General features: G+C 39.7%; 5 protein-coding genes. 3 read left to right on the forward strand and 2 right to left on the reverse strand.

Going from position 1 to position 12654, the window contains the following annotated elements; all coding sequences use genetic code 11:
• Positions 1-193: 193 nt before the first annotated feature.
• The 3 genes from HWV02_RS13225 to HWV02_RS13235 all read left to right on the forward strand — a co-directional run bounded on the left by HWV02_RS13225 (position 194) and on the right by HWV02_RS13235 (position 9374).
• Positions 194-5593, forward strand: a complete 5400-nt coding sequence (locus HWV02_RS13225; protein ID WP_211688122.1) for a M4 family metallopeptidase — start codon at positions 194-196, stop codon at positions 5591-5593.
• A gap of 246 nt (positions 5594-5839) precedes the next feature.
• Positions 5840-7510, forward strand: coding sequence for an AMP-binding protein (locus tag HWV02_RS13230; protein ID WP_211688124.1), 1671 nt, complete (start codon positions 5840-5842; stop codon positions 7508-7510).
• Between the two features lie 232 nt (positions 7511-7742).
• Positions 7743-9374: an alkaline phosphatase gene (locus tag HWV02_RS13235; protein WP_211690583.1), complete on the forward strand. Its 1632-nt coding sequence runs from the start codon at positions 7743-7745 to the stop codon at positions 9372-9374.
• 69 nt (positions 9375-9443) lie between these two features.
• On the opposite strand, the gene HWV02_RS13240 is transcribed toward HWV02_RS13235, so the two are convergent.
• A complete protein-coding gene (locus tag HWV02_RS13240; protein WP_211688126.1) occupies positions 9444-10481 on the reverse strand; it encodes a GGDEF domain-containing protein in 1038 nt (345 codons plus the stop codon).
• 173 nt (positions 10482-10654) lie between these two features.
• Positions 10655-12622 (reverse strand): ExeM/NucH family extracellular endonuclease, encoded by a 1968-nt coding sequence (locus HWV02_RS13245; protein WP_255550323.1) that lies wholly within the window; start codon positions 12620-12622, stop codon positions 10655-10657.
• Positions 12623-12654 lie beyond the last annotated feature (32 nt).

Here is a 12654-nt window from a genome sequence, read left to right on the forward strand (position 1 = left end):
GCGAATGAGATTCAGTAGTACGAGTATGGACTAAGTAATAAAATCAATCCAAAATATAAGATTGAACAGGGCCATCACCCTTAAATTATCAGTTTCAATCAGTACCTTAAGTAATATGGACGTTTAAAGTACGCAGCATTATATTCGAGCACATGTCATGGCAGAGTCCCGAATAAATAAGGATATTAAATAAATGCAGCATATCACCAAAATACACTTACTGCTTTGCTTGTCATCAGCGAGCTTTATTGCCCAAGCAGCTGAGTCACATCGGCTCAATTTAAAAGATGCAGAAAGTATCGAAAGTCACCTTAATTTAGCGAGTCAACTTTCGCTCAGTGGCACTCAAAGCAGTCCCAACAGCTTTCAGCTATTACCAAAAATTTCCTCTCAAACGTTTACAGGCCAAAGCAAAACAAAAAATGCAGAGAGAACTCACAATAAGTATCAACAAAATTACTTAGGTATTCCTGTTTGGGGTCATCAAATAGCCGTTCATCGTGATGCTAAGAGTCAAATTTATGCCTTAAATGGCAAACAATTAAAGAACATTGAATTAGATGTTAAGCTTTCGGCCTCTGCATTAGCAAACACTAAACCAAGTGAAGAGTTACAAACAACGCTTATCGTTAAAGCAAAAACAAAATTTGGTTTAAGTGAAAACACCCAAGTATCCAACATTGAAATTAAAAATTACATTCACTTAAATGAACAGAACACAGCAATACTGGTTTGGTATGTCTCATTTAAGCTTGAAGATGACCAAGGTAACATCGCACAACCTATCTTATTAGTGGATGCCGATACCAAATTTATTATCGATTCATGGAATAACCTACAACACGCAGCTGCAACGGGGCCAGGCGGTAACGCGAAAGTGGGTCGATATGAATACGGTACTGATTACACAGCACTAGATATCACACAAGATGGTACCAATTGTTTACTCGAAAATGAAAACGTCCGAACCATTGATTTACAACACGGTTCAACTAACAACGACACCTTTGCTTTTACTTGTTCACGTAATGAATATAAAGAAATAAATGGCGCATACTCTCCGCTTAACGATGCTCACGGATTTGGTAATGCAGTCTTTGATATGTACAAAGACTGGTATGGCCTAGCACCTTTAACATTCCAATTAGTCATGAAAGTGCATTACGATAATAACTATGCTAATGCCTTTTGGGATGGTTCGAGCATGACCTTTGGTGATGGTGATAGTAGTATTTATCCTTTGGTTTCTCTTGATATTGTCGCACATGAAGTCAGCCATGGCTTCACAGACCAAAATTCAGACTTAATTTATAATGGCCAGTCTGGCGGTATCAACGAATCGTTTTCTGACATGGCAGGTGAAACTGCAGAGTTATTTGTACGTGGCAGTAATGATTGGTTAATGGGTGCAGATATTACCAAAGATGGGGGCGCGTTCCGCTTTTTTGAAGACCCAACTCTTGATGGTATATCAATTGGCCATGCAGATGACTATTATAACGGTATCGATGTACACCATAGTAGTGGCGTATTTAATCGTGCCTTTTATATTCTTTCAAACACACCAGGATGGAACATCAAAAAAGCATTCTCAATTATGCTTGATGCTAACCGATTTTATTGGACTCAATCAACAGATTTTGTCGATGGCGCATGTGGCGTAATCAACGCCAGCGCTGATAATGGGTATGACACTTTTGCCGTTATCGATGCTTTTACACAGGTTGGCGTTACATGTGACAATCTTCCTTTTCGTGATGAAGATAATGATGGCATGTCTGATTATTGGGAACAATCCTATGGTTTAGATTATACGACGCCAGCTGATGCAGCACAGGATCTAGACCAAGATGGTTTATCAAACTTAGATGAATACCTTGCAGATACTAATCCCACCATAGCCGACTCTGATGGCGATGGCTTAACTGATTATGAAGAAATATCAATTTATGGTACAGATCCGAATAATACAGATACAGACAATGACGAACTTCCCGACCAATGGGAAATTAGCGTTGGACTCGACCCATTAGATCCTAACGATGCACAACTCGATTCAGATTCTGATGGCGTAACGAATATTGACGAGTACTTATTAGGTACAGACCCTTTCGATTCAAACTCTACGCCTGAAATTGTCACAAACGCTCTCTTCGATTTTGAAGATGCAACGATACCAAGTCAATTAATTAATGTAGATAACAACTGGGGATTAGTCAGCGAGGTCCCGTCAACAGGCGCGTATTCACTCGCGAATAAAACCATTGCTGATACCCAAACTGCAGAGCTGCTCTGGAGTGCTTTATTTAGTGAAGGTACATTTTCGTTTGACTATAAAATAGATAGCGAACTCGACTATGACTTCTTTGAACTATATATCGATGAGCAACAAGTACTCCAAGCATCTGGAGACGAAGAGTGGAAAAATTTCAACTACGCGTTGTCTTCAGGTCTGCATACGCTTAGTTTCCGTTATAATAAGGACGAAAGTGTCTCGCAAGGCGCAGATCGTGCTTGGCTAGATAATGTCGCATTCTACTCGACGGGTCGAGATAGTGATAATGATGGTATGACAGATTCATGGGAAATCAGTAATAGCCTTAATCCAAATGATCCAACTGATGCGAATACCGATTTAGACAGCGATGGTTTAAATAATTTGGCCGAATTTCAGCTCGGGACTTTAGCTAACAACGCAGATAGTGATAGTGATCAAATGCCTGATGGCTGGGAAATATCGTATGGCTTAGACCCACTTAACAATCTTGATGCATTTGATGACTTAGATAATGATGGTTTTTCTAACCTGTCAGAATTTCAAGCAGGAACTGATCCAAGCGATGCAAGTCAGCACCCGCCATCGATTCGAAACGTTTCATACGATTTCGAAGACCTGCAGTTACCACAAGGCTGGGTTAGCGATGCAAATGCCAACGCAAGTTGGGAGGTCAGTAATGATGAAGCAAAAAATAGCAACTATTCATTAATGTCTCAAAATATAGAGCATAATCAGAATTCAACTATCACTTGGAATGGAAATTTTAATGAGGGGACTTTAACTTATGATTATAAAGTTGAGTCAGAATCCAACTATGATTTTTTAACCATTTACCTTGATGATCAAGTTATAACCAATATTTCAGGTGCTCAAGACTGGTCAACACACACGGTCAAGATTTCAGCTGGTAATCACACCATTAAATGGGTTTACCATAAAGATAGCAGTGCATCTACCGGTAAAGACCGCGCTTGGATCGACAACGTCAGTTTTAATTCAACTATTCAAGATAGTGACAATGATGGCATGCCTGACCAATGGGAATTAGACAATAGTCTGGATCCAAACGACCCAACCGATGCGTCACTTGACCCTGATCAGGATGGTCTAACCAATTTAGTAGAATACCAGATAGATTCTGACATCAACAATAGTGATACAGATGCTGACGGAGTGCCAGACAGCGAAGATAGCGCACCTCGCGATAGCAACGTAGGTGAGATGCAAGCGCCAACATTTAACGCTATTGCTGATATTCAGATTGAAGCAGAAGCGATATTAACGAACGTTAGTTCCCTCACCTTACCGCCTAACACAGTCAGTGATAATGGCAGATTACCTGTTCAAGTGAACCACAATATAACGGCGAACCTAGCGATTGGTGATCATAACATTATCTGGACTGCAACGGATCACTCAGGCAACACTGCAACAGCAACACAAATATTACGAATTAGAGATACTACTGCACCAGAATTTGATTCAACTCCACTCTATCAGGTCTCTAGCCAGGGTATATTTACAGATCTAACTCAACTGTTACACCTACAAGCAAGTGATCTTGTAGATGGTGATATTAATGCACAAATAACAACACCTTCTCTATTAAAATCGGGATTACACCTTGTTAACGTTCAGGCTGTAGATCAGTCAAATAATACGACGATGGCACAAGTTACTGTTGCCATCAATCCACAGGTTGAAATACCGGCTCAAATCCAAACTGCAATTGGTAATCAAGTCATCGTGCCCGTTTACCTCAATGGTGAGGCTGCGCAATATCCTGTGCAAATTGATTACACAGTAGCTGGATTAATAACACCGATACAATCGCAGTTAAGCATTAACCATGGTATGTCTGGTGAGTTAATATTCAATATCCCAGCGAACCACTCCGGTGACAGTATCACTGTCGGTCTAGACAGTGCGGTAAATGCACACATCGCCAGTGGCACCAGTCAAATATCACTAATTAGCGATAATCAAGCACCAAACCTGAGTGTTAATATTAAGCAATCGCAACAGGCTGTGACTTTAGTACAAAAAAGTCTTGGTTTAGCTTATCTTGATGTATCGGTCAATGATATCAATTTAGCTGACCAGCATACAGTTTCATTCGACCTTCCGAGTGAATTCGAAGCGGCACTCACACAGCAGAATGGGAACCGTATCGAATTTAACCCAGCGACGATCCCAACGGGTACTTATTCTATCGATATAACCGTGTCAGAAACGAATACTGCGGCACTGTTATATAATCAGTTAACAGTCCAAATTTTGGTCACAAATACACTACCAGCGCTAGGTCTAGAAGACACTGACAAGGATGGTATTAACGATCAAGATGAAGGTTATGCTGACACCGATGGTGATGGTATTGTTGACTACCTCGATAGTAATAACAATACAACTCAATTACCCTTAAGTAGCAATAAGCTGCCCTTATTTGTTAAGGCTTCAAGTAAATTATCACTTGGCGATATTAACTTACAAAGTAAAGGTGCCGATGCTGAGTTTGCAAATATTCATTTCAAGGATATTCCGGTAAATACCAATTCAATTCATGTTGATGAGCAACTATTAGCAAGTGCGTTAATCAATGTGCGAATAAGTAAAAAACCGAGTGGTGAATCGACGTTTATTGTGGTCCCGACAGAACCATTACCTGCAAATTCATTCTTGTATTTACATACTAAATTATCTGGCTGGTCAATACTCAGCGCAGGCCCGCATGACAATGTATCTTCTGCGCCATTCAACCTCAACGGAAATTGCCCCGAGATAATGCATGAAAGCTATGTTTATGGCTTAAATCAAGGAGATGAATGTATATTAATCCAGATCGAAGACGGTGGTCATTATGATATAGATAAAGCCACGAATAATAGCGTATCTATCACTGCGGCTGTTTATCCTGAAATAGAAAATAACGCACCAAACGTGATTGTATCAGCACCGAGTACTGCATCAGAACTAACGAATATTATCATTGATGCATCAAGTAGTAGTGACATTGATAATGATTTACTTATTTACCAATGGATTTTACCTGACAGCATCGATATTCAGTTAACTAACATAGCCGCAGGTAAAATAAAGCTATCATTGCCCGAAGTAAGTCATGATACCAATACTGTTATAGAACTAGCAGTCAGCGACGGTCACACAGTTGTAAGACAAGCTCTTAATCTGAAGATCACGAATACGAATACGAAGTTGACTCTTGATGATGAATCTTCAGGTGGTGCATTGTCGTTATGGTTCCTCTTAACACTAGCTTCATTGTTATTCTTTCGTCAAAATAAAAATCGATAAAGAAGCGGCTATATAAACCATAAAGCCCTGTTGATTAACATCAACAGGGCTTTCATCCGAGAGTGTCTTTCCTACCTGCTAAAGTACTGTGTATGCAAAGTAATAATTCAACGCTTTTTTTCACTAATTTATGCTTTAATTGATAGATAATAATTTGCATATCCATCTAACAGAGTTATGATCTGCCAACACCTATCACTTTAGAGCAGTAACTCTACTGCACCTCGACCTACAGAGAATGACAATATGGAAAAAGCTTGGCTAAACAGCTACCCTAGCGATGTACCAGAATTCATCGATGCATCACAATATGACAGTATTTTAGATATCGTAGAGCAGAGCTGTAAAAAACATGCAGATTCAATCGCCTTTTTGAACATGGGTGCAACACTGACTTTTCGTCAACTTGAAGAACAAAGTCGAGCTTTTGCTTCCTATCTACAACATGATCTTAAGATGCAACCTGGTGACCGATGCGCAATAATGATGCCAAACCTACTGCAGTACCCTATTGCACTTTTTGGTATTCTTCGAGCCGGACTAATTGCGGTTAACGTTAACCCCCTTTATACCCAACGAGAATTACAGCATCAATTGGCGGATTCAGGCACAAAAATGATTGTTGCCATTACCAATTTTGGCGCCAATCTAGAAAAGGTATTACCGCAAACGAGTATCAAGCATGTGATCATGACCAATATAGGCGATCAACTACCACAACCGAAACGTACCTTGGTTAACTTCGCGATTAAGTACGTTAAAAAAATGATCCCCAACTTTCGCATTTCCAATGCTATTTCAATGAATAAAGTCATAGCCACTGGACGTAAACGTTCTTATCACCGCCCCGCATGTAAACCTGAAGATATTGCATATCTACAATATACAGGTGGTACAACAGGCGTAGCAAAAGGTGCAATGTTAACGCATCGCAATATTGTCGCTAACGTATTACAAGTTTTTGGTCAATTCTCCCCGCGTACACTTTTGTCTAATGATCACGTAGTTACTCCCTTACCGCTTTATCATATCTTTGCTAACTCAGTAAGCTTGATGTTTATAATGATGATCGGGGGGCGTAATTTATTAATTACTAATCCTCGAGATATGGACGGTTTTATCAAAGAACTAAAAAACTATCCTTTTACTACCTTTTTCGGATTGAATACTCTGTTCAACGCGATGTTAAAGAATGAAAAATTCCGCGCATTAGATTTCAGCAGCTGTCGCTTTACCATCGCAGGTGGTATGTCAACCCAAGAAGATGTTGCAAAAGAATGGCAAAAAGTCACAGGGATGCCAATCATCGAAGGTTATGGTCTAACAGAATGTTCACCTGTTGTTTGTAGTGGTATACACACTCAGCAAGAATATACCGCGGGTATTGGCGTCCCATTACCATCAACAGAAATGCGTGTCGTGAATGATGATAAGCAGCCACTGGGAGTCGATGAAGTTGGCGAACTGCAAGTTCGAGGGCCTCAAGTTATGGCTGGATATTGGAAGCAGGAAGAAGCAACATCTCAATCAATTGATAGTGACGGTTGGTTTTCGACTGGCGATATAGCACGTATGGATAAAGACGGGGCTTTTTTTATTGTAGATCGTAAAAAAGACATGATTTTGGTTTCTGGCTTCAATGTTTACCCTGCTGAAATTGAAGAAGTACTTCGATTACATCCTGATATTGAAGAAGCGGCTGCGGTTGGCATCCCCCACCAAATCACTGGCGAGCAGATTAAAGTATTTATATGCAGTACCAATAAAACATTGACGAGCAAAGACATACAAGCATACTGCCGCCGTTATTTAACTGCTTATAAAATACCACGCAATATTGAGTTTCGCGATACACTACCAAAAAGTGCCGTAGGTAAAATACTTAAGCGCGAGCTTATCACGGTATTAAAAGATTAATTAATGCATTAAATACAACAAGGTACCCTAAATCTTATATACCTTGTTGTATTTTATATTGTCACAGACAAACCGATCTGACAAGCTAAAAGCCTAGCGTAATGACTAAACGCAACCAACTACTTATCAAGTTACTTTACATATCATTACACACTTTCACATATGTGTAACAAAACCCCTGTACTCTAGCTGCAATAAAAACAACTAGATTAACCATTTACAGGGATTTATGATGATTAAAAATAGTGTATTAATGCTTGCGATTTCGAGCGTGTTTCTTAGCGCTTGTAACAACTCTTCAGCTGTAACTACGCCAGAAACAACCAAAGTTAAAAATGTAATCTTGATGATTGGCGATGGTATGGGGCCCCAACAGGTGGGCCTGTTAGAAGAATATGCACAGCGTGCCCCGCTTTCTATTTATAACGATAAAGGCAATAAAACCGCATTATCAACATTCGCTGATGCGGGTCAGATGGGCTTATCGTTAAATGCCCCTTATGGGAGTAATGGTAGCCTTGTTGTTGATTCAGCATGCTCGGCAACTCAACTCGCGACAGGCGTCGCAGCTGGCTCTGAAATGATTGGTCTAGATAGCCAAGGGAATGTGGTCGAGACAATCTTAGAAAAAGCTAAAGCACAGGGTAAAGCAACAGGTCTAGTATCAGACACCCGTATTACCCATGCAACACCGGCTGCATTCGCAGCCCATCAGCCACACCGTTCGTATGAAGCTAAGATCGCAGAACAGCTAATCGAATCAGGCAGTGTCGATGTGATGCTATCAGGCGGTACACGGGTATTCCTACCCGCAGACATTAAAACTAACCAAGCTAGCCGTGATCAAATGGCCGCTTTAGGTATGCCTAACAGCCTTTACAAAAAATCAAAACGTAAAGACCAACGTAATTTATTATTAGAAGCCAAAGAACAATACGGCTACAACCTTGCGTTCGATAAAGAACAACTCGCCGCAGCTGAAGGCACTAAACTGCTGGGATTATTTGCCAACTCAGGTATGGCAGACGGTATTGCTTATACCGCATGTAAACAAGACAACAGCTGTACACAACCATCATTACGTGACATGACCATTAAAGCCTTAGATATATTATCTAAAGATGAAGATGGTTTCTTCCTTATGATTGAAGGTGGACAAATAGACTGGGCTGGCCATGTTAACGATGCGGGCTGGATGCTACATGAATTAGTAAAATTTGATGAAGCAGTCGCCGCGGTTTATGACTGGGTAAAAGATCGTAACGATACCCTTGTCATTATCACCGCCGATCATGAAACAGGTAGCTTCGGATTCAGTTATTCTCGTAATGACTTACCAGCAGAACAGCATTTAACTGGTAATGGCATGCAAGGTAAAGAATACAAACCTAACTTCAACTTTGGCGCACTTTCGCAACTTGATAAACTGTATGCGCAAAGCGGTACTTTCTATGCGATGATGGATAAAGTCAGTGCAGATTGGGACTTCAAAGATAGCACAGGACAACAATGGGCTGATGCGATAAACAGTTACAGCGCGTTTAAAGTCACACCAGAACAAGCTGCACCAATTGGTTTACGCGAAGAAAATGAATATCATGTCGATGGTCATAAATACTTAAGCGCGAAGGCGTTCCCGAAAGTGAATGACTTTAAAGAGTTTTACGTATACGGCGATGAAATTCACGCAAACTTAATTGGCCGAGCACTAGGAGCTGCGCAAAATGTAGTGTGGGGAACAGGCACACATACAGCCTCTCCAGTACCTGTCTATGCATTTGGACCTGAGAATATCACCAAACAGTTTTCGACCATGCAACATCATGTTGAACTAAGTCAAAAAATGGCTGACGCATTGCTATAAGACAACACTTCACGGTAATACTGAACCAAGGTAAGTAAAGTTATGAACCAAACTCGTTTAAGGTACGCCTTAAACGAGTTTGGCTAATATCTGGTTTTTCCCTGAGTTTTTCACTTTGTACAACAATTTATCTGCCATTTCATACAAAGTTAACATATCTTCATCAGTGTATTTAATCGTCACCATGCCTAATGATATTGTTACACATGAATAACCATTATTCTCCTTATGCTGGATCCCTAAACCCTGCACAGCTAAACGAATATCGTTCACAAATTGCGATGCGGCGATTTCATCATCGGCATAAAATAACAAGCCAAATTCTTCACCACCTAAGCGGAATATATAATCATCAGCGCGTAATAACCTATTCTGTAGCAAGTTAGAAATAATAACCAAGGCATTATCACCGGCTACATGCCCATAGTTATCATTGAATTTTTTAAAGTTATCTATATCAATAATAGCGAAGTTTAATAAACGATGGTGGCGTTTAGCCACACGTAAACTCTCTGGAAACACAGCGTTGAACTTACGACGATTGTACAGTCCAGTCAATGGGTCTGTGAGTGAACACCTTTCTAAACGACGGTTATTTTCTAGTAACTCACGTTTTTTATTCTCCAGTTCAGTCACATCAAGCATTACGCCAACAACCCCTAGGATCTGTTGTTGTTCATCAAGTACCGATGCTTTATAAAAAGTGAATATGCGAATAGAACCATCGGCACATTTCACCGAGGTATCATAAACTTGCTGACCCGGATTGTTAAGTAATAATAAATCTTTAGCGTAAAAAATTTCAGCTAATTCACGAGGAATATATTCGCTTAAATCAAATAATGACCTGTTTATAATTTTGTCTTTATCAATACCTAAAATAGTCTGAGCAAAAGCATCATTACACTGTTGATATACGCCGTCGGTATTTTTATAAAACAGTGGGCTGGGAATAGTATCGACTAAAGTCTGTAATAACCTCTTCGACCTTAAAGATTCACTTGTTATTTGATTAGCGAGATCAAGTTGTCGCTGTAAATTTTCAGATTTACTTTCTAGTTTGACAACTTGTGCTTCTAATTCTTGGTAAGTTAATTTTTTTTTCATCGCACACCAAATAATAAGTAAATAAATAAATAAATAATAATAATAATAATAATCGGAAACAATACGCCAATAATTTCAGCCGCTAATTACAGTATTAGAACACCTCGAAATTGGTAGTTTATTATACAGTGATATTCTATTAATTGGGTATTTCTATATTGAATTAAGTTGTATTATTTTAACTCAATAAACAAAGGGTCATGATCTGATGAGAATGCTATATCATTTAAAAAATCGTTGTCCTTATTTAATAATCGGCTTTCAGCCGCATTAATATGCCATACTTTTTTTACCACGACATCCGATAAAAGGTCAGTATTAACTAATATATAATCCAAACGACCCAATGCCTGAAAAGAGTAAGTCCAGCTATCGGTATTTTCACTTATAAATGGATCATGATAACCAAAACCATTATCCAATTTAAGGACGATTAAATGCTGACCAAGATAACTGTGTGTACTGCCCTTTATCTTATAATAAGCATAGCTCGCTTGTTCATAATCAGTTAACACTAACAGCGGGTCTTCTTTGGGATAACTGTTCAAATCACCCAGGATGATCTTATCCCCACCTTGCTTCGCTAATGACTGCGCCAATACACTCGCGGCTAACGATCTAAACCCTGCACAATGTCCCTGCCTATCTTGCTTTAATTTGGCTCTTTTCCACTTCTGCTGTAAAGCTTTATTCTTACTACTATTGGTTTTTAACCGCTTAAGCATTGCTGAGCGTTGCTTATCTGCAACACATTTAGAACCTTTAGATTTAAAATGGTTAACACTAATAGTGAGTCTTTCTTTTTGATGATCACGGTCTCTCATAAAGGTGGGCGTTAATGCAGGTCGATGATAAGCATTACCCAAAATACTGCGCTGTATAGGCAGATCAATGACGCGAGTACTGACATGCTGAAGTTTAGATGGTCGATAAAAGCCAGCAACCGTTATCGCTCCTGAGCCTAAATAACGCCCTCGATATAAATCTGACTGCTCAGGTTGCAGCATTTCATACTGTTTATCTGGATCCTGTATTTGGCGATTGACTAAGCTTAATAACCGTTGAATCGCCGAGTTTTTACCAAAGCCATTGTTTTCTATTTCCATCAGACCAATAAAGTCAGCATCAAGTGTGACGATTGTTTTAACCAATTTCGTTTCTTGTCGGTGTAGCGCTAAGAGTGTTGTCGCCCCCCTATTTTGCCTTAATGGATTATGGGCGCCACCAGCGGCTGTATTAAAATAATTAAGTAAATTGAAGCTAGCAATACGCAAATGATGTGTCGTCCGCGGGGGTAATGTTTCGCGGTCACTAAAATGGGTAAACTGTATTTTAGAAACCGGATCATCCGTGACCAACCTAAATTCGCCATAACTAAATTGCAAAATACCCACAACGCCAGCAACCTTGTCATTAACACGTATATAATCAGATTTGGTTATTAATGTAGGTCGACCAGCTAGCTGTAAATATAAGCGCCGCTGTTTGTTATTCAGGGCATGTTGGTCGGCGAAAATACTGCTAGGAAAAGCAACCGTATTTGGATGAATATTTATCTGTTGATGACTAAGAATGATATTATAACGCTGCCAACGTCGATCGTAATATAAAGGCTTCGTCACGCGCATATCCGTCATATTGACCAAACGTACACGCATTCCCTCATAGCGTTCAAGGGTTTCACTAAAGTTAGCGTCAACTGTTGCAACAACGATATTGGTAGGCGCTACAGCCTTAGCATCGCCAAGCACGATTACTTCTGCTGTGGGATGTAATTGCGTCATTCCGTAATATTCTTCAACAACACCAGTCACGCATACACTTGTATCAAGCTTAATATTCGTCATGTCTGTCGTTCTGACAAAAATCCCTTTTGACGCGAGGCTCAACGTTGATTTATCTATTTGCTGCATGAAAAAACCCGCATTGCGACCCAGTTTCAACTTGGTAACAACCCCCCTAACAGTAAAGAATAAATCACTATGATATCGTTTACTTCCCTTATTTATCACATAAGGAGAGCGATGCCCCTCCCCTTGTAATTGACTAATCGAGTAATTCTCACCGATACAACTTATATTATTTTCATTCAATAATTCATTTGCATACACATCATTAAGCAACAATATTATGCTGATCATGTATGCAAATAAACGCCCTAGCATTCTATACA

Origin of the sequence: Moritella sp. 28, from assembly GCF_018219435.1 — a bacterium.
Lineage (GTDB): Bacteria > Pseudomonadota > Gammaproteobacteria > Enterobacterales > Moritellaceae > Moritella.

What these genes read in the sequence shown, in the direction of transcription:
- HWV02_RS13235 (WP_211690583.1), top strand. Translation starts at nt 7,743, where the DNA reads ATGATTAAAAATAGTGTATTAATGCTTGCGATTTCGAGCGTGTTTCTT.
- HWV02_RS13240 (WP_211688126.1), bottom strand. Translation starts at nt 10,481, where the DNA reads ATGAAAAAAAAATTAACTTACCAAGAATTAGAAGCACAAGTTGTCAAA.
- HWV02_RS13225 (WP_211688122.1), top strand. Translation starts at nt 194, where the DNA reads ATGCAGCATATCACCAAAATACACTTACTGCTTTGCTTGTCATCAGCG.
- HWV02_RS13230 (WP_211688124.1), top strand. Translation starts at nt 5,840, where the DNA reads ATGGAAAAAGCTTGGCTAAACAGCTACCCTAGCGATGTACCAGAATTC.
- HWV02_RS13245 (WP_255550323.1), bottom strand. Translation starts at nt 12,622, where the DNA reads ATGATCAGCATAATATTGTTGCTTAATGATGTGTATGCAAATGAATTA.